Source organism: Flavobacterium sp. GNP001, assembly GCF_054343775.1.
This window is the reverse complement of sequence record NZ_JBTGUX010000001.1, coordinates 2,055,853-2,080,704: the sequence shown is the minus strand read 5'-3', so window position 1 is coordinate 2,080,704 and position 24,852 is coordinate 2,055,853. Positions and strand designations below refer to the sequence as shown.

The 24,852-nt window shown below is 34.4% G+C and carries 24 protein-coding genes and 1 pseudogene; 9 read left to right on the top strand and 16 right to left on the bottom strand.

All coding sequences use genetic code 11. The annotated features are described in order from the left end of the window. Window positions 1-8 precede the first annotated feature (8 nt). The 6 genes from ACXX8U_RS08795 to ACXX8U_RS08770 all read left to right on the top strand — a co-directional run bounded on the left by ACXX8U_RS08795 (window position 9) and on the right by ACXX8U_RS08770 (window position 5,322). Complete coding sequence (locus tag ACXX8U_RS08795; RefSeq protein WP_166137236.1) at window positions 9-962, top strand: acetyl-CoA carboxylase carboxyltransferase subunit alpha; 954 nt, start codon at window positions 9-11, stop codon at window positions 960-962. 146 nt (window positions 963-1,108) lie between these two features. Then, entirely contained in the window at window positions 1,109-2,653 is a 1,545-nt protein-coding gene (gene dnaB / locus ACXX8U_RS08790) for a replicative DNA helicase (protein ID WP_210789172.1), read from the top strand. Window positions 2,654-2,822: 169 nt separating this feature from the next. Next, on the top strand, window positions 2,823-3,218 hold the full coding sequence (locus ACXX8U_RS08785) for a hypothetical protein (RefSeq protein ID WP_458565527.1): 396 nt from the start codon (window positions 2,823-2,825) through the stop codon (window positions 3,216-3,218). Between the two features lie 2 nt (window positions 3,219-3,220). Further along, window positions 3,221-3,862 carry a hypothetical protein gene (locus tag ACXX8U_RS08780; protein WP_458565526.1) on the top strand — a complete coding sequence of 214 codons (642 nt, stop codon included), beginning with the start codon at window positions 3,221-3,223 and terminating at the stop codon, window positions 3,860-3,862. Continuing rightward, a complete protein-coding gene (locus tag ACXX8U_RS08775; RefSeq protein ID WP_458565525.1) occupies window positions 3,859-4,650 on the top strand; it encodes a sensor histidine kinase in 792 nt (263 codons plus the stop codon). Before ACXX8U_RS08780 ends, ACXX8U_RS08775 begins: the two co-directional genes overlap by 4 nt. A 3-nt stretch (window positions 4,651-4,653) precedes the next feature. Continuing rightward, the gene (locus ACXX8U_RS08770; protein WP_458565524.1) at window positions 4,654-5,322 is read left to right on the top strand and encodes a response regulator; all 669 of its coding nucleotides are present in this window, start codon (window positions 4,654-4,656) and stop codon (window positions 5,320-5,322) included. Window positions 5,323-5,339: 17 nt separating this feature from the next. On the opposite strand, the gene ACXX8U_RS08765 is transcribed toward ACXX8U_RS08770, so the two are convergent. After that, window positions 5,340-5,993: a DUF547 domain-containing protein gene (locus tag ACXX8U_RS08765; RefSeq protein ID WP_458565523.1), complete on the bottom strand. Its 654-nt coding sequence runs from the start codon at window positions 5,991-5,993 to the stop codon at window positions 5,340-5,342. Window positions 5,994-6,327: 334 nt separating this feature from the next. Here ACXX8U_RS08765 and ACXX8U_RS08760 point away from each other — a divergent pair. Next, a pseudogene (locus tag ACXX8U_RS08760) lies at window positions 6,328-7,583 on the top strand (asparagine synthetase B). Between the two features lie 70 nt (window positions 7,584-7,653). On the opposite strand, the gene ACXX8U_RS08755 reads toward ACXX8U_RS08760, so the two are convergent. From ACXX8U_RS08755 to ACXX8U_RS08705, 11 genes are all read right to left on the bottom strand, one after another. After that, entirely contained in the window at window positions 7,654-8,460 is an 807-nt protein-coding gene (locus tag ACXX8U_RS08755) for an endonuclease/exonuclease/phosphatase family protein (RefSeq protein WP_458565522.1), read from the bottom strand. Window positions 8,461-8,535: 75 nt separating this feature from the next. Beyond that, complete coding sequence (locus ACXX8U_RS08750; RefSeq protein ID WP_458565521.1) at window positions 8,536-8,832, bottom strand: hypothetical protein; 297 nt, start codon at window positions 8,830-8,832, stop codon at window positions 8,536-8,538. 206 nt (window positions 8,833-9,038) lie between these two features. Next, window positions 9,039-9,326, bottom strand: coding sequence for a hypothetical protein (locus ACXX8U_RS08745; RefSeq protein ID WP_458565520.1), 288 nt, complete (start codon window positions 9,324-9,326; stop codon window positions 9,039-9,041). A 177-nt stretch (window positions 9,327-9,503) separates the two neighbouring features. Next, window positions 9,504-10,172, bottom strand: coding sequence for a response regulator (locus ACXX8U_RS08740; RefSeq protein ID WP_458565519.1), 669 nt, complete (start codon window positions 10,170-10,172; stop codon window positions 9,504-9,506). Window positions 10,173-10,180: 8 nt separating this feature from the next. Then, window positions 10,181-11,896 (bottom strand): tetratricopeptide repeat-containing sensor histidine kinase, encoded by a 1,716-nt coding sequence (locus ACXX8U_RS08735; RefSeq protein WP_458565518.1) that lies wholly within the window; start codon window positions 11,894-11,896, stop codon window positions 10,181-10,183. Between the two features lie 145 nt (window positions 11,897-12,041). Beyond that, window positions 12,042-12,386, bottom strand: a complete 345-nt coding sequence (gene rplT, locus ACXX8U_RS08730) for a 50S ribosomal protein L20 (RefSeq protein WP_086453231.1) — start codon at window positions 12,384-12,386, stop codon at window positions 12,042-12,044. Between the two features lie 173 nt (window positions 12,387-12,559). After that, window positions 12,560-12,757: a 50S ribosomal protein L35 gene (gene rpmI / locus ACXX8U_RS08725; RefSeq protein ID WP_022827375.1), complete on the bottom strand. Its 198-nt coding sequence runs from the start codon at window positions 12,755-12,757 to the stop codon at window positions 12,560-12,562. A gap of 118 nt (window positions 12,758-12,875) precedes the next feature. Continuing rightward, entirely contained in the window at window positions 12,876-13,433 is a 558-nt protein-coding gene (gene infC, locus ACXX8U_RS08720) for a translation initiation factor IF-3 (protein WP_370637578.1), read from the bottom strand. Window positions 13,434-13,449: 16 nt separating this feature from the next. Next, window positions 13,450-15,396: a threonine--tRNA ligase gene (thrS, locus tag ACXX8U_RS08715; protein WP_166137272.1), complete on the bottom strand. Its 1,947-nt coding sequence runs from the start codon at window positions 15,394-15,396 to the stop codon at window positions 13,450-13,452. Between the two features lie 291 nt (window positions 15,397-15,687). Further along, complete coding sequence (locus ACXX8U_RS08710; RefSeq protein ID WP_458565517.1) at window positions 15,688-16,296, bottom strand: DUF8845 family protein; 609 nt, start codon at window positions 16,294-16,296, stop codon at window positions 15,688-15,690. Then, window positions 16,296-16,796, bottom strand: coding sequence for an RNA polymerase sigma factor (locus ACXX8U_RS08705; protein ID WP_458565516.1), 501 nt, complete (start codon window positions 16,794-16,796; stop codon window positions 16,296-16,298). Before ACXX8U_RS08705 ends, ACXX8U_RS08710 begins: the two co-directional genes overlap by 1 nt. Before the next feature lie 267 nt (window positions 16,797-17,063). Here ACXX8U_RS08705 and ACXX8U_RS08700 point away from each other — a divergent pair, with 267 nt between their 5' ends. Then, entirely contained in the window at window positions 17,064-18,368 is a 1,305-nt protein-coding gene (locus ACXX8U_RS08700) for an NAD(P)/FAD-dependent oxidoreductase (protein WP_458565515.1), read from the top strand. 48 nt (window positions 18,369-18,416) lie between these two features. Here ACXX8U_RS08700 and ACXX8U_RS08695 read toward each other — a convergent pair whose 3' ends face one another. Further along, window positions 18,417-19,478: a DUF3810 domain-containing protein gene (locus tag ACXX8U_RS08695; protein ID WP_458565514.1), complete on the bottom strand. Its 1,062-nt coding sequence runs from the start codon at window positions 19,476-19,478 to the stop codon at window positions 18,417-18,419. Window positions 19,479-19,588: 110 nt separating this feature from the next. On the opposite strand from ACXX8U_RS08695, the gene ACXX8U_RS08690 reads away from it, so the two are divergent. Next, entirely contained in the window at window positions 19,589-21,052 is a 1,464-nt protein-coding gene (locus ACXX8U_RS08690) for an aminoacyl-histidine dipeptidase (protein ID WP_458565513.1), read from the top strand. Between the two features lie 165 nt (window positions 21,053-21,217). Here ACXX8U_RS08690 and ACXX8U_RS08685 read toward each other — a convergent pair whose 3' ends face one another. From ACXX8U_RS08685 to ACXX8U_RS08675, 3 genes are all read right to left on the bottom strand, one after another. Then, a complete protein-coding gene (locus ACXX8U_RS08685) occupies window positions 21,218-21,985 on the bottom strand; it encodes a carboxypeptidase-like regulatory domain-containing protein (protein WP_210789143.1) in 768 nt (255 codons plus the stop codon). 84 nt (window positions 21,986-22,069) lie between these two features. Then, window positions 22,070-23,989 carry a DEAD/DEAH box helicase gene (locus tag ACXX8U_RS08680; protein WP_458565512.1) on the bottom strand — a complete coding sequence of 640 codons (1,920 nt, stop codon included), beginning with the start codon at window positions 23,987-23,989 and terminating at the stop codon, window positions 22,070-22,072. A gap of 205 nt (window positions 23,990-24,194) precedes the next feature. Further along, entirely contained in the window at window positions 24,195-24,773 is a 579-nt protein-coding gene (locus tag ACXX8U_RS08675; protein ID WP_458565511.1) for a non-canonical purine NTP diphosphatase, read from the bottom strand. Between the last annotated feature and the right edge of the window lie 79 nt (window positions 24,774-24,852).

Sequence of the window (24,852 nt, the reverse complement as noted above, 5' to 3'; positions counted from 1 at the left end):
AAAATCCTATGGAATATTTAGATTTTGAGCTTCCTATAAAAGAGTTAGAAGAGCAGTTAGAGAAATGTCTTGTCATTGGTGCAGAATCAGATGTAGACGTTACAAATACATGCAAACAAATCAATAAAAAACTAGAAGAAACCAAAAAAAATATCTACAAAAATCTTACGGCTTGGCAACGTGTTCAGCTTTCGAGACACCCAAATAGACCTTATGTTTTAGAGCATATCACTAATCTTACAAAAGGTACATTTTTGGAACTTTTTGGGGATAGAGCATTTAAAGATGATAAAGCCATGATAGGTGGTTTAGGCCAAATAAACGGGCAATCATTTATGTTTGTTGGTCAACAAAAAGGAATCAATACTAAAATGCGTCAGTTCCGCAATTTTGGGATGGCGAATCCTGAAGGATATAGAAAAGCTTTGCGCTTGATGAAAATGGCTGAAAAATTTGGTATTCCTGTTGTTACCCTTATTGATACTCCTGGTGCTTATCCAGGTCTTGAGGCTGAAGAGCGCGGACAAGGAGAAGCTATCGCGAGAAACATTTTTGAGATGGTTAACTTGAAAGTGCCAATTATTACTGTCATTGTGGGTGAAGGAGCATCAGGTGGTGCACTAGGAATAGGAGTGGGAGATAGAGTTTACATGATGGAAAACACTTGGTACTCTGTTATTTCACCTGAATCTTGTTCTTCAATCTTATGGAAAAGTTGGGAATACAAAGAACAAGCTGCTGAGGCTTTGAAATTGACATCAGCTGATATGAAAAAACAAAAATTAGTTGACGATATTATTCCAGAACCTCTTGGAGGCGCGCACTACGACAGAGAAACTACATTTAAAACCGTAGAACAATACATCTTAAAAGGTTATAATGAGCTGAAAGACTTATCAACAGCTGATTTAATTGCACAAAGAATGGAGAAATACAGCAAAATGGGAGAGTACAAGGAATAAGCACTCCAAACTTATATTTACCTAACCGTCTCGTACTGATATGAGACGGTTTTTTTTGGGGTTATAAACAAAAAATAGTTACTTATGAACATTTATTTGTAATAACTCCGGCTTAATCTTTTTTATAATTTTGTTACTTTCGTGCTATGGAAAACTTCAGAAACATCAATCCAGTGAAGGTTGATAAATCGACAATTATAAGCCTAGAAAAAGGAAAATTACAACCTCAAGTTATTGAATTAGAGGAGGCTGTACTTGGCGCCATGATGATTGATAAAAAAGGGGTAGATGATGTTATTGATATTCTGCAACCTGATGCTTTTTACAAAGAAGCGCACAAGCATATTTTTGAAGCAATTACCCAGTTGTTTACTGATACACAACCTATTGATTTGTTGACTGTATCGGCACAATTAAAAAAGAATGCCAAATTAGAGCTTGCCGGTGGCGATTTGTATTTAATTCAATTGACTCAAAAAATATCATCTTCGGCACACATTGAATTTCACTCGAGAATCATTTTGCAAAAATTCATTCAGCGTAGTTTGATTCGAATTTCAACTGAAATTATAGAAGACTCTTACGATGAAACTACAGATGTATTTGATTTATTAGACAGAGCAGAATCTAAACTATACGAAGTTACGCAAGGAAATATCAAACGTAGTTCTGAAACAGCACAAAGTTTGGTTTTACAAGCTAAAAAGCGAATCGAAGAAATTGCTGGTCAGGAAGGCTTGAGTGGTGTAGCCACTGGTTTTGACAAATTAGATAAAGTAACTTCTGGTTGGCAGCCAAGTGATTTAATTATTATTGCCGCGAGACCTGCAATGGGGAAAACAGCATTCGTTTTGTCTATGGCTCGTAATATGGCAATCGATTTTAAAATGCCAGTAGCTTTATTCTCGCTCGAGATGGCATCGGTGCAATTGATTACTCGTTTGATATCTTCAGAAACTGGTTTGTCTTCAGAAAAATTACGTACTGGAAAATTAGAAAAACACGAATGGGAGCAGTTGAGTACCAAGGTTAAAAATTTGGAGAAAGCGCCACTTTTTATTGATGATACACCTTCGTTATCTATTTTTGATTTGCGTGCAAAAGCAAGGCGTTTGGTCTCGCAGCATGGAATTAGAATTATCATTGTCGATTATTTGCAATTAATGACTGCTGGAGGTAGCGGAAAAGGAGGAGGAAATAGAGAGCAAGAAATCTCGACAATTTCGCGAAACTTGAAGGCTTTAGCAAAAGAATTAAATGTGCCAGTAATTGCACTTTCGCAGTTGTCTCGTGCTGTTGAAACCCGTGGTTCAAGTAAAAGACCTTTGCTTTCTGACCTTCGTGAATCTGGAGCGATTGAGCAGGATGCCGATATTGTATCGTTCTTATACCGTCCGGAATATTATAAAATTGATGAATGGGATGATGACGAGGCAGCACCAACGGCAGGTCAAGCCGAAATTATGATTGCCAAGCACCGTAATGGTAGTATCGAGAACGTTCGTTTAAAATTCTTAGGACATCTAGGTAAATTTGATAACCTTGAAGATTACAGCGGAGGTTATGATGATTTACCTTCGAGTATGAATCAAGAAGATAATCCGTTTATTACTAAAAATTTACCATCAGCGAATGAGGCTTTTGGTAGTAATTTTAATGATGATGATGATGATAGTGATGTTCCATTTTAATTAAATTGGTCGAAAAAAGTATTTACATGATATAAAAGCCTAAATTTCAAAAAGTTTAGGCTTTTTTAGTAAATTCTAATATCGTATTCTTTTTGTTAAAATAATAAAAAAATGGTAGTTTAGCCTATCATTTTCTTGAACCAATTTAAACAACCAAATTTTCTAAATAATGGATAAAGAAACCAATTCAAAAGAAAGTATAACGAGTAAAAAACCAAATTCGATATCCTTAAAAACAGCCCAAAAATGGGCCAAACGTTGGTCTAAAAAAGAAGGTGATTATAACAAACACCATCGGTTAAATGCATTTTTAATTCCAAAGGAAGATTTACTTGAAGTTTTGGCTGAGGGTGTTGATGCGGTTAGAGCTTATATTGGAGTTGATGATAACAATGTAGAAAAATTAATGATTGTAGGTACTAAGTTTGATGCAGCAACAAATACATACGTTGATATGATTACTGTTGGTGTTGATGGGGTTACTCAAGGTGAAGACGATATTTATGATTTTACTAGACCCTGTCCAACTGTATGTGATGAGAGTAGTCCATTATTACAAAAATAAAAATGATTACAATTCTAGCATACACAGGATATTTTGTTTTATTAATCAATCTAATTCTTTTTTCTACTCAATTTATTAAAGAAACCAAGGCTTATAAAATCTTTACAATTTATCTCGCGCTCTCTTTTATTATTCAAATGTGGGCTGAAATTTTAATTCTGCAAAAGAGTAGTAATTTATTTCTTTCCCATTTTTATTTTATAGGACAATTCATCTTGTTAAGTGGGTTTTATAAACAAATATTAAAGCAAGATGGTACGCAAAATAAAATTGTAACAGCTTGTTTAGTTCTTGTTTTATTGATTTTAGGCGTACAATATGCTTATGATAGCACTTTGTTTTTTAGGTTCAATTTATTAGAAATTGTAATTACTTCAATTGTATTAGTTGTGTTAGCAAGTTTTCATTTTTATAATTTATTAAATGAAAAAAAAGAATTTTATTACGTGAACATAGGGATTTTAATTTACTTATTAGGAAGTACCATTTTATTTCTAGTAGGTAATTTAATGACTTCGTTAAGTGCAGCATTTAATAAAATACCATGGGTTTTGAATAGTTTTATGTATCTTTTGTATCAAATTATTATTTTGATCGATTGGAAAAGAAGATTTTCAAACAACGAAATTAAGAACGAATTATGAAACCAAACACCCTTGCTGAAAATGAAATAATAGAGATTATTATCTATAGTTGCGTTACATTTATTCTAATGGGAATTGTTTTGGTCTTGTTTTTTTATTTTTCAAGAAAGAAAATTATTCAAAAAGAGCTTGAGAAAAAAGATCTAGAAATTCAATATCAAAAAGAGCTATTGACTGCTGTAATTCTTACACAAGAAGAGGAGAGAAAACGTATTGCACAAGATTTACATGATGATATAAGTTCTAAATTGAACATTGTTTCTTTGAATAGTCATTTGCTTAACACCCCCAAATTATCAGAATTACAAGTCAAGGAAATCACAACTACCATTATTGATTTAACAGGTAAAGCACTTGATAATTCGCGAAAAATAGCTCATAACTTACTGCCTCCAGTTTTGGAGAAATTTGGTTTGCAAGCTGGAATCGAAGAGCTCTGTGAGGAGTTCAGTAGTAGTAAGGCAGTTAAAGTGAATTTTACCTGCAATACTAGTTTTGATCTTGCCGAAAATGATAGGCATTTACATGTTTTTAGGATTCTGCAAGAATTAATGAATAATTCTTTGCGTCACGGTAAAGCAACCGAAATTAATCTTGTATTAGATGAAAAAAACGGTAAAAAACACGGTTTTTATACTGATAATGGAGTCGGTTTCGATCAAAAAATATTTGAGAATCAAAAAGGTCTAGGAATGAAAAACATCGAGAGCCGAGTGACTTTTTTGAAAGGGAATTTGCAATTGCAATCAGGAATTAATGAAGGAGTCAAAGTAAATTTTAATTTTTAAAAAATGAAAAACGTTGTAAAAATTGCGCTTGTAGATGATGAAATTTTATTTCGTAAAGGAATATTATTTTTACTAGACCGCGAAGAAAATATTAACGTTGTTTTTGAAGCGGCAAACGGACAAGAACTCCTAGATGCTTTACATGATGAAAATGTAGATGTGCCTGATATCATTATTATGGATCTTAAAATGCCCGAAATAAATGGAGTCGAGGCTACTAAAATTATTCATACTTCTTTTCCAGATATAAAAATATTAGCACTGACAAGTTACCAAACTAAATCTTTTATAGCCAACATGATTGCAGTAGGAGCTGTGGCTTATTTAATTAAAAACGCCACACCGCAAGAGCTTTTATTTACTATAAATGAGGTTGCTGAAAAAGGGTTTTATTATGCAGAGGATGTGTTAAAAATTATTCAAGAAGATAGTTTGAATTCTAAAAAAATGAAATCTGTTTTTGATGCTAATTTTTTAACCACTCGTGAAATAGAGGTTTTAGGACTAATTTGCGCACAAAAAAGTACAGCAGAAATTGCTGAAATACTTTTTATAAGTCCCAGAACTGTTGAAGGGCATCGCAATAATTTACTTTTAAAAACAGAATCTAAAAATAGTGCAGGTTTAGTAGTTTTTGCGGTGCAAAATGACCTGATGCTCTTTGACTTATAAAAAAACTTCATTTATTATTACGTGAATTTTTTATATCGCAAGCTGTGTTTTTGTAAGTCTCTGTTTAAAATTAATTGCAGTATATTTTTGATACTACCAAAGCCCCCAAAATCGCCTGCATATTGGCGTAAAAAAGAAGGTGTAAAAAGTATATTTTGTGCTGTGTCTTCTTGAGTTTGCTCTTGTAAGAGGGTAACAGCAGTGTTTTTTAGCTGCGTGCGTAAGTTTTCGGCATCAAAGATTATCGTTCCGCCGGAATTTGTTTTGATTTTTTGTAAAGCAAAATGCACATTGTAATTCAATTGCTCTACGGCCATATTTTTAATGAAGGAAGAGTAAAAAGGATTTTTTAAATACCCAAAACCTATATTTAGTTTTGTTTTTCTTAAAATACCGTGTTCGATATCATGCAAAGAAAGAATTGACCGAGCTATTTTTATCTTTTTTAATTTATAGTGCTGTTTATTTTTTGCTATTTCATTTTGTTGTAATAGGTAAAAAGCATTGTATAAGTTGAGCCAAAATACAATTTTTAAACAATCGGTTGTAAGGCTATTTTGAAGATTTGATGCTCGAATATAAAACAGTTGTCTGCGATGCGCACTAGTATCGCCTCCTTTTTGAGCAATCGAAAGCATTTCTTGGGCGATATTGACGTGGTAATTTTTCAAAAGAAAAAGTGTTTATTGAATTAGGTTATTGGCTTAAAAACCGGAAGCACAAAATATAGAAAAATAGTATACACCCAATTAGGACTATAATTCCTAATTTTTTTAATAATGTCAACATTTTAAATGGTGAGTTGTTTGGGTTTGGTATCATTATTAAGGTTCTCATAGTTTTGGTTTTAACTATTTGCGAATTTAGCACTACACTGGAAACCATTTGTACGTGTTTTTACGTGATTTGAAGTAAATTTAATATGCGGAGTCATTTTATAGTTAAAATTAGATTTACTATTCTCCTTAGTTTCTATCTTTGAAATATCAAAAAAAATATCCTATGATGCAGCGACTTCTTTTTTTAGCGGTAGTGTTCCTTTCGTTACAGGCAAAAGCCTCTTTTATTTTGTTGCCAATGGATGAAACTTCACAAAAAAATCATCTTAAAGCCTATGGAATTACGTTTTGGTGTATCGATAAAAGCTACAAAGCTAGCTGGCTTTTAAATTACCGAGGCGGATCTTTCTTATTGCCTGATGCCGATGAAATTAGAAAAGAATGTCAAATTCGAGGGGTTAGTTTTGAGGTAATTTCAGATGATGAGCAACAAACAATCTTAAACGAAATAAACAGTCCGTCCCAAAATATGGAAGCTGTTCTCTTAGAAAAAGCTCCAAAAATTGCGGTTTACACCCCAAAAGGCAAACAACCGTGGGATGATGCCGTAACACTCGTGCTCACCTATGCCGAAATTCCTTTCACCGCAATATATGACTCAGAGGTTTTGACAGACCAATTGCTTTTGTATGATTGGCTACACCTACATCACGAAGATTTTACGGGGCAATATGGTAAGTTTTATGGTGCGTACAAAAATACACCTTGGTACATTGAGCAAAAAAAGAAGCTGAGACCTTAGCCTCATCTTTAGGGTATGCAAAAGTATCAAACGAAAAAGGCGCAGTAACAAAAAAAATTAGAGATTTTGTAATTGGTGGAGGATTTATGTTTGCGATGTGTTCAGCAACTGACAGCTTCGATATTGCTTTGGCGGCTGATGGATTAGACATTTGCGAAACTATGTTTGATGGTGACGCGAGTGAGGCCAATTACCAATCTAAATTGAATTATACGAGTGCTTTCGCTTTCAAGGATTTTACTTTAGAGCGTAAACCGGAACAATATGAGTTTTCAGATATTGACATGACTTCTAAACGCCGTATTCCGATGGATAAAGACTATTTTACTTTAATGGAATTTTCGGCAAAATGGGATCCTATCCCAAGTATGTTATGTCAAAATCATACACAGTTAGTAAAAGGATTTATGGGGCAAACCACTGCTTATGATGCTAATTTAATAAAGTCTAATGTTTTGGTCATGGGAGCTTGTGAACTCAATAACGAAGCACGCTATATCCATGGACAAAAAGGCAAAGGAATGTTTACTTTTTACGGAGGTCATGATCCTGAAGATTACCAACATCAAGTGGGTGATGCGCCAACTGTTCTCGATTTACATCCTAATTCTCCTGGTTTCAGATTAATTTTAAACAATGTTTTATTTCCTGCGGCAAAGAAAAAGAAGTTAAAAACCTAAAGTAAGTCGGTTTTAAAACTTAATCCTTTATGACATTGTACAAAGTGTAAGACAGAAATTTTTTTTTTAGTCATAGCAACGAAAGTTTAAACCAAATAGGGATGTGGTCTGAAATTTTTCTTGCTTCAGTTAACGCAGTGAAACTTGTATAGAATAGCAATACTCCTTTTTGATCTACTTTTACCTTTGCTTTGTTGTAAAAAATGTTGTCAAATTCTGATGCTAAACAATTTCCGGCAACACAATTCTTTTTTAGCGACGTTTTTTGGCCTTTAAAAACCGGTTCATAACCCATTTTTTTTAGAGGCGTAAATACACTGTGAGATTGTGGACAATTAAAATCTCCCAAAAACACCAGGTTTAAATTAGGATATTGCTCTGGCAATAATTTAAAATATTTGATCTCAGTTTCGGGCTGACGTTGCTTGGTAATGGCATGAAAATTCGCCAAAGTAAAGGTTTTAGTCCCGTATTTGAACGTACAATAAAAAGGTTCCCTGTCAATTTCTTGATTGAATTTTTTTTCAAGCCATGCGTTTCCTAGCTTTTTAACTTTTGATGCTTGCCAAATAAAAGCATAACGTTCGGTTTTATAGGCACTACTGCTTGTAGGATCGCTTACAACATAATCCCACTGCTTACCTTTTCGATTGAGGTTGTCAACTAGTTGAGCGATAGCTTGCGCTCCTCCAGGTCCTGCAACTACCTCTTGGATGGCAACGATATCAAAATCTTCTACGGTATTGACTATAAAAAGTATTTCGTTTGCAGATTTTGACTTACCAAGATTTTCAATATTCCATGAGGCTACTTTTAATTGAGCAAAAGTGTAAAATGAAATAAAAAATAGCAGTAATAGAGGTATAAATCTTTTCAAACCGTTAAATGGTGCTATTGATTGTGAATGAATAATTGTAATGGTGTTCCGTAAGTAGAAATGGTATTCATCCTACTATTTTTTGGTTTTAAAATCAGGTTTAGATTCCGATTGTAAAAGTAAAGAATTCGAAAATATTATCTTTCCTTTTTTACGTCGGGTACGATAGTTGGGATCACTTTTTACGAGATTTTCTTTGTTGATGCGACTAATCGATAATCTGGTATCATCGTCTCGTTTAAAGTGCTGCTTGAACAAGATGGTATTTGTGTTCGTATAATCGGACTCTATTGATCCGATGTGTTTTTGTTTTGCAGGGAATGAAAAGATTAAAATTAAAACTAATGTCAAAATCCAAGGTGTTTTTTTCATTTTTTATGGTTGCAGCAGTCTAGTTGTTGGTTTTGGGTTTACAAGGATTAAGCGTATACTTAAAAACAATTTACCATTAGCTTTGTGTTTATAGACAATTTTAAATCTAGATTCATTCCATAAAAAGTAAGAGCTGGAATATTTAGTTTTTAAATTGTAATACTATAAACAATAAAAATAAGCGAATGGAAGCTTTGAAATTACTACTACAGTTTGATCCAATTGGTAGCAATCCAATCTTGTAACTGACTTCTATGTATTTCATTTTCTAACGCTTCGTGGTGCAAAAAATGTTCAACTTTTTGAAAAGTGGCTTTAGTTTTGGGAACTTTATATTTTTTAAGAAATTGATTGCAAAAGTAAACTACCTCGGCTTCCTCTGCTTTGTCAACATACTCGCCCTGCAAAACAGTTATGGCATCAGGATGCGTACTATCAATAATTGATTGTGAATAACCAGAATAGGATAAATCTTTACTTGTAAAAAGGGCCATTATTTGTTGTCTTAAAGTTTTGCAGTTACAAACGTAGCATCTTTAAAACATAAAAGTTTACGGGAATCCGTAAAGGCTCACTTTTTTTTGATTTAAATGAGTAGAAAAACTGTTGAAAAAACGATGACTGGCATCAAATTGCTGTTGAAATACGAAAAAACTTAAAATTCTCAAATATTAAAGTAATCCAAAATCTTTAGTGATAGCTATTAATTGAACGTTATTATTTGCCTTAAAAGATAATTTGAGTTTATTGATTCTTTTTTCAATGCTGCTGTGACCATTGGGTGTGAGTCCATTTTTTTTGAAAGACAGTGAAATTTCTTCAATTGTACATCCATTTGCCAGCAGCTTTAAAAGTTCAATATCATAATGCTCGATTTCAAAAATAGTTTTGTCTTGCAGTGCATTTGCTACAAAATTAATTGGCGTATAAGTTTCGTTGTTATATAGTTGTTCAATAGCTTTTTTTAATTCGGTTAAACTATCGCGCCCTTTAGGGACATATGCATTAATGCCAGAATTCTTGAAAAGTGATTGAATGCGATAAGATTTGTCCTCAATCGAGAATACAATTATTTTTATGTTTTTTTGAATTTTTTTAATAGCATTTATTAACTCTTCTCCAGAATTGATTTTGTTTTCTCTGTGGTCGGGTTTAAATGATAAGTCACAAATAACAAGGTCAAAAGATTTGTTCTGGTTTAAGGCTTTTTTCACTTGTAGAAAGGCATCATCACAATATTTGGTATGATGAATTTCTTCAACCCCAATTTCTTTAATCGTATCAATGAGGGAGACTGCTATTGCATCTAAATCTTCAGCTATTAAAACTTTTTTAAACATAAGAGATGTTATATCGGAATTTGAAATTGTGCATTAAAACCAGATTCATTCATCGTATTAAAAGTAGCTGTTCCGTCAATACTTTGAACTCTACGTTCTAAATTTGACAAACCGTTTTTTAATTGTAATGTTTGATTTTGTAAACCAAGCCCATTATCGCGATATGAAATTTGTAATACGTTCATAATTATTTCAAAGTTAAAAACAGCTACAGTGCAATTACTGTGTTTTTTCATATTGACTAATAGTTCTTGTACGATTCTGAAAATAGTGATTTTTGTATGGTTTTCGATACTGTTCCATTTTATAGTGTCTAGTCCTACGGTAATAATATGCTGTTGTTGCGTATTAAAGTCAAAAAATAGTCCTTTTAAATTGGGCAAATAACTCGCTTCAGTTTCTATACTATTATTTTCTCGTGAAATATTTCGAGTTTGATTGTATATTATGTCCAAATTAGCAATGAGTGTTTCCTTATTTTCTTTTGTTGATAAATCTTGACCTTCGGCAAATGCTATGGCCTGAAATACATCATTCGCCAACTCGTCATGTAGTTTTTGTGACAATCGTACTTCAGTAGAATAAGCAGCATTTACTTTTTCTTTTTTGCTATTAAGTCGGATTTTCTTAATGATTAAAAATCCAATCAAGATCATTGTTGCAATAGTGAGGACAATGGTTATATTGCGTTTTTGTATTTTTTGTGCTTGCTGAATACTTTCGTTTTTAAGACGTAAATTTTCATCTTTTTCACGCTTGGAGTCGTACTGAATTTTAGCAAATACATGTTTAGCTTTTTGACTTGCTTTTTTGAGACTATCATTAATTTGAACGTATTCCGTTGCGTATTTTTTTAATGTACCACCATTTGAATTTCTAATTAAAAGATCTAAAAATTCTAATTCGCTTAATGGGTTTTTTAATTTTCGGGAAATTTCCAAACCTAAAAGCGCATATTCCTTAGATTTTTCAGCATTTGTTTTTTCAAAATAAAATGATAAATAATTGTAATTTCCGCTTAAACCTACATATTGTTTAAGCTTTATTCTTGTTTTTAAAGATGATAATAATAATTCTAGCGCTTTCTTTTTTTGCAATTTAAAATAAATGAATCCTAAATTGGCTTGTATTATTGCGTAGTTCAAAGTATCCTCTTTTACTTCTCTTTTCTGTAATAATGGTTTGAGAATTTTTTCTGCTTTTTCGTATTTTTTGTCGGCCAGATATACAAGTGCAATGTTATTTAAAATACAAGCTTTTGTTAATGTGTCTGTTTTATGATTTATTGCTTTCCTATAGCATAGTTCTGCTGTTTCAAAATCATAGGTATCGAGATAATTGGTTCCTAGTGTTATGTATAAATTGGTTTCACCATAGGGGAAATTTTTAGAATTGTTTAAAACTTTTAATGCTTCTAAGCAAGTAAATTCACTACCATTAAAATCACCTTGATTATGTTGAATATCTGCCATCCATCCTAATGAATGAACAATTCTTGAAGTGTCTTGTATTTTTTCAGCTTCATTTTTTGCTTTGTTAAAATAAAAAAAAGAACTGTCGTATCTAGCTTCTTCAAAAGTTGTGTACGCACGATCCAGGATATTTCCTATTTCAGCTAATTTTATTTTTTTTTGTGTGTTTTGTACCTTTTTCTCTTGGCAAGAAAAAAGTAAAAATAGAGTTATGAAGAATATAATAAAGCAGTGTACGCTGTGGTATTTCATATTACGAAAATACCTATTTTATTTTAAAATCAAAACAATTTTAATCTTCTAATTCTTCCATTTTGAATAATTAAAAAACCCCATCTCACGAACGTGGATGGGGTTTTTTTATAAGTAAGTAATCTAAATTGAGTTGATAAAACGTTTATTTTACTTTATTAAGTACTGCTTTGAAAGCTTCTGGGTGATTCATTGCTAAATCAGCAAGAACTTTACGGTTCAATTCGATACCGTTAGCTTTTACTTTACCCATAAACTGTGAGTAAGACATTCCTTCTAATCTAGCTCCTGCGTTAATACGCTGAATCCACAATGAACGGAAATTTCTTTTATTCACTTTTCTATCGCGGTAAGCGTAGCACATTGCTTTCTCTACTGCGTTCTTAGCAACTGTCCAAACGTTTTTACGTCTACCAAAGAAACCTTTGGCTTGCTTCATTATTTTTTTTCTTCTTGCTCTTTTAGCAACTGAATTTACCGATCTTGGCATAATTTTTAATTTTTTTTTGTAGCAGGCGTCCCGAATTTAATCAAGAGAACTTAAAGGCCATACTCCAAGGTTATTGAAATTGTTTTAACCTAAAGAAATCTTAAGTCAAATGTCAAAAGTCGAATGTCGAAAGTGTGAACTTTCGGCTTTAAGACTTTCTAACTTTGGACTTATTAGATAATTCTTAATTGTTGTTTGATGCTTTTCATATCTGTTTTGTGAACTAACGCTGAGTGTGTCAAAGCTAATTTACGTTTTTTAGATTTTTTAGTCAAGATGTGACTTTTAAAAGCATGCTTTCTTTTAATCTTTCCAGAACCAGTAACTTTAAAACGTTTCTTGGCGCTAGATTTGGTTTTCATTTTAGGCATTTTTTCCTAGTGTTTTTTAATTTATTCTTACTTACTTATATGGCATAGTCGTAAAGTTTCTAAAGTCTTAAAGCCGAAAGTGAAATACTTTTGACTGTAAGACTTTTGACTTTGAGACTTATTTTTTCTTCTTAGGAGCAATGAACATGATCATTCTCTTTCCTTCCAAAACTGGCATCGCTTCTACTTTACCAAATTCTTCTAAATCGGTTGCTAATCTTAATAACAAAATTTGACCTTGGTCTTTGTAAATGATAGAACGTCCTTTGAAAAATACAAACGCTTTTAATTTAGCTCCTTCTTTTAGGAACTTTTCAGCATTTTTTCTTTTAAATTCATAATCATGCTCATCTGTTTGAGGTCCGAAACGGATTTCTTTTACCACAACTTGTGTAGATTTCGCTTTCAGCGCTTTGTCACGTTTCTTTTGCTCGTAAACAAATTTCTTGTAATCCATGATTTTACAAACTGGCGGCTCTGCATTTGGCGAGATTTCAACTAAATCTAGTTCAAACTGATCTGCTAAACGCAATGCTTCTGCTAGTTTAAAAACACCTGGCTCGATGTTTTCTCCTACAAGCCTTACTTCTTGTACACCACGAATAAGATTATTTATTCTGTGTGCATCTTTTTTTTCTACGCGAGGTTGGTAACCTCTGTTGCTTCTTATTGCTATGACTTTATAATTTAAGTTAAACTGTAAATACTTTCAATGTTTTGCTAATTTCCTCATTTACAATAGCTGCAAATTCTTCTATTGTAACGGTAACATTACCTTTTCCTTCTTGTCCGTGACGACGAATTGAAATGGTTCCGTTCTTTTCTTCTTCTTCACCTACAATCAACATGAACGGTGTTTTTTGCATCTCGGCATCTCTAATTTTCTTACCGATAGTCTCATTTCTATTGTCAATGAGGGCGCGAATTTCGTGATTTTCTAGCAAATCTAAAACTTTTTTCGCATATATTTCATATTTCTCGCTCAAAGACAATATTATAGCTTGTTCAGGCATTAACCAAAGCGGGAAATTTCCTGCTGTGTGCTCTAATAAAATAGCTATAAAGCGTTCCATTGATCCAAAAGGTGCTCTGTGAATCATTACCGGACGGTGTAATTCATTGTCTGAACCCTTGTAAGTCAAGTCAAAACGCTCCGGTAGGTTGTAATCTACTTGGATGGTTCCTAACTGCCATTGTCTTCCTAAAGCATCCTTCACCATGAAATCTAGCTTTGGACCGTAAAAGGCAGCTTCACCGTATTCTACAACGGTATTTAAACCTTTATCTGCTGCGGCATTGATGATTGCATTCTCTGCTTTTTCCCAATTTTCATCTGTACCAATGTATTTGTCTCTGTTCTCTTTATCGCGTAATGATATTTGAGCGGTAAAGTTCTCGAAACCAAGTGATCCAAATACGTAAAGAACCAAGTCAATTACTTTTTTGAATTCTTCATCCAATTGTTCTGGTGTACAAAAAATGTGTGCATCATCTTGAGTAAATCCACGTACTCGCGTCAAACCGTGCAATTCTCCACTTTGTTCGTAACGGTAAACAGTTCCGAATTCAGCGTAACGTTTTGGTAAATCTTTATAAGACCATGGACGAACGTTGTAAATTTCACAGTGATGCGGACAGTTCATCGGTTTTAATAAAAACTCTTCTCCTTCAGCAGGCGTGTTTATCGGTTGAAAACTATCAGCTCCGTACTTAGCATAGTGACCTGATGTTACGTATAATTCTTTTTGACCAATATGTGGCGTAACTACTTGCTCGTAACCCGCTTTTTTCTGCGCTTTTTTCAAAAATTGCTCCAAACGGTCTCTCAATGCAGCTCCTTTTGGTAACCACAATGGTAATCCTTGTCCAACTTTTTGTGAAAAAGCAAATAATTCTAATTCTTTACCTAGTTTTCTGTGGTCGCGTCTTTTCGCTTCTTCAAGTAATTCTAAGTATTCCGTTAGATCTTTTTGTTTTGGGAAGGAGGTACCGTAAACACGAGTCAACTGTTTGTTTTTCTCGTCTCCACGCCAGTAAGCTCCTGCAACACTCATGATTTTCATGGCTTTGATAATTCCTGTGTTAGGAATATGGCCACCACGGCACAAATCAGTAAAAGTATCGTGATCACAAAACGTAATCGTTCCATCTTCTAGATTAGTAATTAACTCAGTTTTGTAAACGTTGTCTTTGTATAATTCTAATGCTTCCGCTTTAGTTACCGGACGCAATTTAAATTCGTGTTTTCCTCTTGAAATCTCTAAAACTCTGTCTTCGATTTTTTTGAAATCAGCATCAGTAATTTTGTGATTTTCAAAGTCTACATCGTAGTAAAACCCATTAGAAACAGCTGGTCCTAGAGTTAATTTTATACCAGGGTACATTTCTTCTAAAACCTGAGCCATTACGTGTGAAGTCGAGTGCCAAAAAGCTTTCTTTCCTTCTGCATCGTTCCAAGTATACAATGTAAGACTTCCGTCGGTGGTCAATGCAGTGGTGGTTTCAACAGTGGTACCATTGAAAGAAGCCGAAATTACATTTCTTGCAAATCCTTCGCTTATGCTTTTAGCAACATCCATGGGAGTAGCTCCTGGAGCAAACTCTCTAATTGACCCGTCGGGCAAAGTAATCTTAATCATTGTTTGATAGTTTTATACTGCAAATATAGCCCTTTACAAAAACACAAGCAATAGTTGGCCTAGGTTTGTTTCAGTAAATGATGCGATTGTGGAAGTAAATATAAATCAGATTTTATTTAAAACTATTCATACTCTAATTCCACATAAAAAAAGGAACCAAAAAACAGTGCGATTGTTTTTTGGTTCCTTGGTTTTATAAAACGTTTTCCGTGGTTACGAACTTTTATTTTTTAAGTGAATCTCGATAATGAAAAACTTTGTCTGTTATTTCATTGAGATCATAATTTTATATTATAAATCAATTTTCTTCAATTCGGAATAATTTTTTGATAATCTAGATAAAAAACTACCGTAAATGAGCTTGTAAAAACACCAAATTAAACCCATGATAATCAGTGCAAAAATCAATATTACAATTATGTTTTCGCTATCTAAAAGCTCTGCTTGTGAATTTGCTGCTTTTTGCCCTTCATTGAAACCTTCTATTGCTGTATAGGTACCTGTGAGTCCACCAAACACTATATTCCACAAAATATAAAATTTAACGACTTTACGTGTGGTCAAAATTTGTTTTATGAGTTCTTTAGCCGAGGTTAGGGTGGATATTAATCTGTAGTTCCTGAAAAACAGTACAATAAAGCCAAAAATTACAGCGTAATTGATGATCTCAATCGTTTTGATAATCGGATGCGCCAAAACAAAAGCATCGTACTCTTTACTGTTCATGAAAAACGATATACCGTTCAACAGTACAAATTCGAGTATACTTACAATCAATATCCATTTCACTACCGATGATGATTTTTTATGTATCATCTGGTAAATCGCGTCTGCGCTCACTTGTTCAAAAGAGTTTTCGCTCCTTTGCCAGTCTTTTTTAAGTAAATCCAGTTCTTTCATTATCCTAATGGATTTAATATTTTTTTTAATTTCCCTTTAATTCTGTTCATTTTCACCCTTGCGTTTACTTCGCTAATACCCAATGTTTCTGATATTTCTTGGTAATCTTTATCTTCTAAATACATAAAAATTAACGCTTTTTCAATATCATTCAACTGGTAAACTGCGGCATACATTAATTTTAATTGTTCTTCCTCTTCATAATTGTACTCCACCTCATTTAAAAAATGCTGCCTTCCCTCAAACTCAACGGTATTTATTGAGCGTTTGGTTTTCCGGTAAAGCGTAATGGCTGTGTTTAAGGCTACTCGATAGGCCCAAGTGCTAAACTTGCTATCTCCTCTAAATTTAGGATACGCCTTCCATAATTGAATCGTGATTTCTTGAAACAAGTCTTTATGCGCATCGTCACCATTGGTATACAACCTACAAATCTTGTGGATTATATTCTGGTTTTCTTGCAATTGATGCACAAAGGATTGTTCTAATTGTGTACTCATATTTACGTTAGTACTGCGCTTCTGGATTTTGTTACAAAACGGCTGTTTTTTTTCTAGGAGCAGGAATTTTCCCCTTCTATAAGTCGCCCAGTCCCGCTCTCCGCTGTATCCTCGCCCAAAAAAGGCGAGGGATGACGCTGCTATCGGGGCTCTAAAGTCGATTAATTTTCATAAAACTAATAATTTTATTTTGGCTTTTTACTGCTTTGATACTGCTACTTACAAAATAAATGTACCTTTGATTACACCATTTTCATTTTGAATACTATGAATATTCCTAAATCTACTTTGCCGCGTGTTGTTATCATTGGAGGCGGATTTGCTGGTCTAGCAGTTGCTAAAAAACTCAAAAACAAAAATTTGCAAGTCGTTTTGCTTGATAAACACAACTACCATACGTTTCAACCTTTGTTGTATCAAGTGGCTACAGGAGGTTTAGAGGCGGGTTCGATTGCCTATCCCATTCGAAAAGTAATTCAAGAGTACCGTGGCTTTTATTTCAGGTTAACTAATGTGCAAGAAATTGATACGCAAAACCAGAAAATCAGTACCGAAATTGGTGATTTAACCTATGATTATCTAGTAATTGCAACTGGTTCTAAAACCAATTTTTTTGGCAATAAAGAAATTGAACGCAACAGTATGTCAATGAAAACCATACCGCAATCGCTTAATATTCGCAGTTTGATTCTTGAAAATTTTGAACAAGCGGTACTCACACAAGATCCTACAGAGCAAAAAGCATTGATGAACTTTGTTCTTGTAGGCGGTGGTCCAACGGGTGTAGAATTAGCGGGTGCTTTGGCCGAAATGAAAAAAGCCATTTTACAAAAGGATTATCCCGATTTAGACATGGGTAAAATGCAAATTAATCTAATTCAAAGTGGTGATCGCATTTTAAATACCATGAGCGAAGAATCATCTGCAGCGGCGCAACAATTTCTGGAAAGCTTAGGTGTGGTGATTTGGAAAAATGTGCGCGTGACCAATTATGATGGCCGAACGATTACTACCAATTCTGACCTGCAATTTGAAACCGCTACAGTGATCTGGACCGCGGGCGTACAAGGTGCTTTACTAGCCGGAATTAAAGGGAGTGAACTCGTGGATAAAGCAGCAAGAATAAGGGTGAATGAATTCAATCAAGTTCGCGGATTTAATAACGTTTTTGCCATTGGTGATATTGCTACTATGGAGTCAGACTTGTTTCCGCAAGGGCATCCTATGATGGCGCAGCCTGCTTTACAGCAAGGAGAATTATTGGGCGAAAACTTAGTGCAACTCCTGCATAATAAACCCATGAAAGCTTTTGAATACGATGACAAAGGCTCCATGGCAACTATCGGTAGGAACAAAGCGGTAGTCGACTTGCCAAAATATCATTTTCATGGCGTTTTTGCTTGGTTCGTTTGGATGTTTGTACATTTATTTGCATTGATTGGTTTTAAAAATCGAGCCGTTGTTTTCTTGAATTGGGTGTACAACTACATTCGATTTGATCGTGAAGGCCGATTAATCATTAGACCCTACAAAAAAAGAAGTTTTACTACTTTTACCACTGATGAAATGTAGTGCAAAACAGCTTGGTTTTTTGTTGAATAAGCCAAATTTTTCGCTTTTTTACAGCGGTTTGTTTTTATAGTAGTTCACCATCAAATCAACATATTTACTATAACTATTCAAGCCGTCTTGTTGCTGATTGAGTTTTAAAAACTGATCGTAAAATGCGTGAAAAGCAGCGTCGATAAAAGTGTCATATTGTTCCCAAAAAGCAATACTCTCTTTGTAATTCTGAATGATTCCAGGGTTTATTTTTTTTAGTAAAATTTGATATTGTTTTTCATCACGAGCCTGCCAATTGGCTAGGCAATACCGCAACGCAAGGCTGTAGCCAGAATATTTAATGTAAGGATTACTGTTTTTAGTAGAAGCCATAAATCCAATAAAATTACATTCGCTTTCGCTTGCATATCCTATCTGATGCGCCATTTCATGATTGGTAGTCATGGCAAAACTGTACATCGGTCCGAGCGAGTTTACTTGGGCCTCATTTGTAAAAGGATTCAAATAACCACCAAAACCCATATATGTTAAAGGTGTACTCCAAAGAGATTTTTTAATGCTCGCTTTTTCGTATTTCAAAAAGGGAAGTTCTTTTGTTAAATTGTCGTAACTGTTTTGATTCATTTTAAAAATAGCAGCGGCACTATAAGGTACTATCACTTTTTTGTTTTTTACTGCAGTAATTTGATGATGAATAGCGTTGGTTTTAACGATTAATTTTTCTGTAAAAAGTAATAAATCTTCATTGCTATATTCTTTTTGAAGCTGTAGTTTTTCGTGCAAAGGCTGTCGGTAATAATTGTATCCCCACAATAAGTGAAAACAAAAATAAAGTACTGAACAAAAGTTCAGTATTGCCAAAATTGTTTTTTTTCGATTGGAAAGCCAAGATTTTTTTAAATTCCAAACCCATCGTATTAAAAACAATATCAAAATAAAATAGAGAACATCTCCCACTGAAAAGGGAATTCCTCCCAAACTGCTTCTTAAAAATCGCGAAAGAATAGGGTATAACGTTTGGCTGTACTTTGTTTCGACCTGTTCAGGGAAGTATGGCAGAATTTGTAATAGTACAATTTGAAATAATAGAAAAAGGGACAAGAAGTAGGATTTGCGCACGAGTGTTTTTTTTATTCCCGTAAATATAATTACAATATCAATTCTATCGTAATCGATTTTAAACTTTGTAACTTTGAACTTTCAATAATGTAAACATCTAAATATACGACATGAGTCAAGAAATAAGAAACCTCGAGCCGAAAGCGCTTTGGAATAAATTTGCAGATTTGAATGCAGTACCTCGACCTTCAAAAAAAGAAGATCGCGTAATTGCTTTCATGAAGAACTTCGGCGAAAGCCTTGGTTTGGAAACCTTTGAAGACGAAATTCGCAATGTGATTATTCGTAAACCTGCCACTGCCGGAATGGAAAACCGCAAACCTATAGTGCTTCAAGGACATTTGGATATGGTGCATCAAAAAAACGGAGACACTGTATTTGATTTTGATACGCAAGGTATTGATATGTATATTGATGGCGACTGGGTTCGTGCGCGTGGTACCACTTTAGGTGCCGATAATGGTTTGGGAGTAGCAGCAATTATGGCTGTTTTAGAGAGCACTACAATTGCACATCCAGCTATCGAAGCTTTGTTTACAATTGATGAGGAAACAGGTATGACAGGTGCATTAAACCTGCAAGGCGGTATTTTGCAAGGTCAAATTTTATTGAACTTAGATACTGAAGAAGATGATGAAATTGACATTGGTTGTGCCGGTGGTATTGATGTTACAGCTACTGCCGAATATGACGAAGAGGATACTCCTGAAGGGTCAGTAGGGTACAGCATTACGGTAAAAGGCTTGAATGGTGGGCACTCTGGTATGGACATTCACAAAGGATTAGGGAATGCCAATAAAATCATGAATCGTTTATTATTTGACGGATTTGATAATTTTGGATTGCAAATTGCCGAAATAAAAGGTGGTAGTTTGCGCAACGCTATTCCGAGAGAAAGTGTGGCTAAAGTAATTATTGCCGAAGTTTACGATGAGGCTTTTGTTTTTGATATGCAGCAAATTGTAAACGAAATTAAAACCGAATTAAAAACGACCGAGCCAAATTTAGAGGTTGTTTTTGAAAAATTAAAGGCGACTCCTGCTAAAGTTATGCCTTCAATTGCGCAGTTTTATTTTGTACGCGCTATGTACACGGCACACAATGGCGTGTATAGTATGAGTGCCGACTTTGATAATTTAGTTGAAACTTCAAATAATATTGCAAAAGTGATGTTAGCTGAGGGGCAACTTACGGTTCAGTGTTTAACTCGTTCTTCTATTGAGACAGCTAAGTTTGACTTGGCTAATGGGTTGCGATCTGCATTTGAATTAATGGGCTGCGAGGTGGAGTTTTCAGGCTCTTATCCAGGTTGGACACCGAATTCTAAATCTGAAATTTTAGATGTTTTGGTGCCTTTTTATGAAAAACAAAATGGCGAAAAACCACGAGTTGTTGCTTGCCATGCCGGTTTAGAGTGTGGTATTTTAGGAACTAATTATCCTGATATGGATATGATTTCATTTGGACCAACGATTCACGGTGCGCATTCGCCAGATGAAAGAGCTAGCATATCTTCTTCTCAAAAGTTTTGGAAATTCTTAGTTGAAATTCTGGCTAATATTCCTCTTAAATAAAATAATTTTTGACTGCAATTCTGGATTAAATTAGGAACAGCAGATTGTTATAAAATATTTTAAAAACACTTCTTGTAGGAGTGTTTTTTTGTTTGTAATTTTTTTTAATAAAAAATCCTCTTTTGGTTTTATCAAAAGAGGATTTTATCAATGAGTAATTTTGTTTTATTTCTTTTTTAGAACTTTGTAATCTTCGTAACAAGCGCTTATGGCATCCATGATTTGTAAGTCGTTGGCAGTTTTAATAAACGATTCAGAGTAGTTGCAACGTTGTAATATTTCAGGAATTTCGTTTTTATCAATGCCAAGCAAAACGGCAATGGTTTCTCGGTCAAACTTAGATTCTAGTAGTTTACGCACCGTATCGTCTTTTTTCATCTCCTTTAATTTCTTTAATTCCTTCGGATTTTTACCAAAGAAATTATAGAGTAAATCGGCGGGATTGAATATCGATCCTAAAACTTTTCCAAATGCGTTTGGAGAGTATTGCCCGGCTTCATAGCCTTGTGTTAAGCCTGAAATACTGTAGCGGTAGTTTTCTTTTACCGGGATTATCTTGCTGTCAACCTCCAAATATCCCGTTAAATTAAAAGGTCTAATAACAACTTCTTCAAGTGCAATAGCCTTTTCTGTCAATTGAATTTTAGTAGTTCTATTTTTAATCCAGTCATTGGTAACGCGCACGCGCAAAGATTGATATCCTAAACTAGTAATGTGTAAAGTATCATTTACTTGTACATCAAGTTCAAAGTGTCCACTTTCATCAGTTGTGGCTCCTCGTACTTTATTGACGTTGATGATGTTGACGCTCGATAGGGGTTGCTTGGTCGTGTTACTCAGGATGATTCCTTCTACTCTTTGCGATGGCTCTCTAACTTGCGAAAAAGCAGATATTGAAAGTGTTATAAATAGAAAAACTACAAAATATTTCATACTTAGATTTAAGACTTTAAAAGTAATAAATCAAGATTAAATATTTTGTAGTTCTCTTATAATTATAAGAAAATTAACTAAACGTTAGTCTCTTCTTGGTCTTCTTGGTCTAGGAGCGTCTCCAAAACTTTCAGAACGTCTTGGTGCTCTGTCAGATCCGCCTTCGCTTCTTGATCTATCCGATGAAAAACCGCCTTCTCTTCTTGAAGAAAAACCGCCTCTATCACTTTTAAATCCGCCTTCTCTTGGAGCAGCACTTCTGTCGCTTCTAAATCCGCCTGAACCTTCTCTTCTTGGTGCAAAACTTCCTTCTCTTCTAGGAGCAGAACTTCTTCCGCCAAAACCACCACCAGAATTTCTTCCATTGTGATCACGTCTTCCGCCACCGTCATTTTTAGAAATTTCAACATTGATTCTACGTCCTTCTAATTGTACGTTATTCAATATTTCCATTACTTTATCAGTATGCTCAGGATCCGTGTTAAAGAAAGAGAAACCTTCTTTTACATCTACTTTGAAAACGTCATCACGACCTAAGTCTAATGTTTCTTTCAAGTAATCTTTCAATGACATCCAGTCAAAGTTATCTCTTGATCCGATGTTTACAAAATAACGAGTTGCACCGCCATTGTTGTTTTCTCTCGGTTCTCTGTCGTCACTTCTTTCGCGTCTTTCTCCAGATTGTGAAGAGATATCTCTTGTTTTCTTGTAGTAATTGATAAAACGGTTGAATTCAACTGAAACCATTTTCTTGATCAATTCCTCTTTGGTTAAACCTTCAAGAACACTGTTAATAGCTGGTAAATAGTTGTCAATTTCGTGATCAACCTCAGTATCTTTAATTTTTGTAGCTAGGTGCAACAATTGAATTTCGCAGATTTCGATTCCTGATGGAATAACTTTTTCTTCGAATTTTTGCTTGATAATTCTTTCAATAGAAGAAATTTTACGCAATTCACTTTTAGTTACAATAACAATAGATGTTCCTAAACGACCTGCACGACCTGTACGACCAGAACGGTGGTTGTAAGTTTCAATTTCGTCTGGTAATTGGTAGTTCACTACGTGTGTAATGTTATCAACGTCAATTCCACGAGCGGCAACGTCAGTTGCTACAAGCATTTGAATTTGACGACCACGGAATGATTTCATAACGCCATCACGTTGTGCTTGAGATAAATCTCCGTGCAAAGCTGCAGCGCTGTATCCGTCTTCAATTAATTTTTCAGCAACTGCTTGTGTGTCTCTTTTGGTACGACAAAAAACTACTGAAAAGATATCAGGATTTGCATCAGCCAAACGCTTTAAAGCTTCGTAACGGTCGCGTGCGTTTATTAGATAAAACTCGTGAGAGACTGTTGCTGATCCCGAGTTTTTAGCACCTACAGTTACTTCAACTGGGTCGGTCATAAATTGCTTACCAATACGCGCTACTTCAGCAGGCATAGTTGCAGAGAATAACCATGTGTTTTTGTCGTCTGGTGTAGTTGAAAGGATGTTTACGATATCTTCGTAGAATCCCATGTTCAGCATTTCATCTGCTTCATCTAAAATGCAGTAGTTGATCCCAGTGATGTTTACTAAACCTCTGTTAATCATATCTTGCATTCTTCCTGGAGTTGCCACAATGATTTGTGCGCCTCTCTTTATTTCTCTAGCTTGTTCTGTAATGCTAGCTCCACCGTAAACTGCTACTACATTAATACCTTTTTCGTATTTAGAGTAGTTTTTAAGTTCGTTGGTAATCTGCAAACACAACTCGCGCGTTGGAGATAAAATTAATGCTTGTGTGTTTCTGTTGTTAGCATCAATTTTTTGGATAACTGGAAAACCAAAAGCTGCCGTTTTCCCTGTCCCTGTCTGAGCCAACGCAACCATATCTGTATCTTTTTCCAATAATAGGGGAATCGCTTTCTCCTGTACTTCGCTCGGATTTTCAAATCCTAGATCTAAAACCGCCTTCAGTAACGATTCACTCAATCCTAATTGTTCAAATTTATTCATATGTATTTTTAAAATAGGGTGCAAAATTACTCTAAAATATTCATATAAACTAATGCAATCTGAAGATTTGTGGTTTTATTACAATTTGATTATCAGAAAGTTATGTTTTGTTGTTCAAATAGATAAAGACTTTTTAAAAAATAATGTGTTAAATTATGACTTGTTTAGTGCAGAATTGTTGTAAAAATGTTATGCTTTGGCGTTGCTATTTTTTTTCATGAAGAAAATCAAGCAATTGCTGTGTAGCCTTACCTCTATGGCTGATTTTGTTTTTCAAGCTCAGCGGCAATTGAGCGAAAGTTTCTTCGTAATTCTCAGGTTGAAAAATAGGGTCGTAGCCAAAACCTTGATTACCAATTTTTTCAGTTGTTATTTGTCCTTTTGCAATTCCCGTAAAAAGATACTGTGTTCCTTTTAAATTGAGTGCAATAACGGTTTTAAATTGAGCGCTTCGGTCATTTTTGGTTGCAAGTGCCCCCAAAAGTTTGTTCATATTGTCATCAGCATTTCGCTGCTCACCTGCATATCGGGCACTGTATACTCCTGGAGCGCCATTCAAAGCAATGACTTCAAGTCCTGTATCATCAGCAAAACAATCAAAGCCGTAGTTTTGGGTAACGTAATTGGCTTTTAAAATAGCGTTGCCTTCAATTGTGGATGCAGTTTCGGGGATTTCTTCATGACAGCCAATACTTTCAAGTGACAGTATGGTAATGCTGTCTGGCATCATGCTTTGTAGTTCGGCTATTTTATTGGGGTTGTTGGAGGCAAAAACTATTTTCATGAGTTATATTTTGTTTAAACAAAGGTAATAATTTGAAGAAGGCTTCGATAGCCTTTACTTGTAAATAACTTTCTTGTTT